Raw genomic sequence first — 494 nt, 5'->3', positions numbered from 1 at the left:
GCCGGACTTGAACCGGCACGACTTGTTAGTCGAGGGATTTTAAATCCCTTGTGTCTACCAATTCCACCACTCGGGCATCGAGTTTGCTAGTTAAAGCGTGTGGAGTAATTATTTGGAGGCGGAACCCGGAGTCGAACCGGGGTAAACGGATTTGCAATCCGGTGCATGGCCACTCTGCCATTCCGCCTAAACATATCAAATAATTTGGAGCGGCACACGAGGCTCGAACTCGTGACCTCGACCTTGGCAAGGTCGCGCTCTACCAACTGAGCTAGTGCCGCATAAAACTTTATCAGTAATTTGTACGTTGGTGCGCGACCATGTCGCGGTAAAACGTTCTGGCAACTGAGTTAGTGCCATAAAATAAGTATTTATCAAACTTTTAATTAACTTGGTCAATAATTAAAAGTGGTGCCCGAGGCCGGACTTGAACCGGCACGACTTGTTAGTCGAGGGATTTTAAATCCCTTGTGTCTACCAATTCCACCACTCGG

General features: G+C 48.0%; 2 tRNA genes. Both read right to left on the bottom strand.

Features of this window, described 5'->3' with window-relative positions:
* Positions 1-113: 113 nt before the first annotated feature.
* Positions 114-187, bottom strand: a tRNA-Cys gene (locus AN392_RS18120).
* A gap of 18 nt (positions 188-205) precedes the next feature.
* Positions 206-281, bottom strand: a tRNA-Gly gene (locus AN392_RS18115).
* Between the last annotated feature and the right edge of the window lie 213 nt (positions 282-494).

Origin of the sequence: Pseudoalteromonas sp. P1-16-1b (assembly GCF_001401785.1) — a bacterium.
In the GTDB taxonomy this organism is placed as follows: domain Bacteria; phylum Pseudomonadota; class Gammaproteobacteria; order Enterobacterales; family Alteromonadaceae; genus Pseudoalteromonas; species Pseudoalteromonas undina.
Note: the sequence above shows the minus strand (reverse complement) of the source record. Positions and strands in the feature narration are given on the sequence as shown.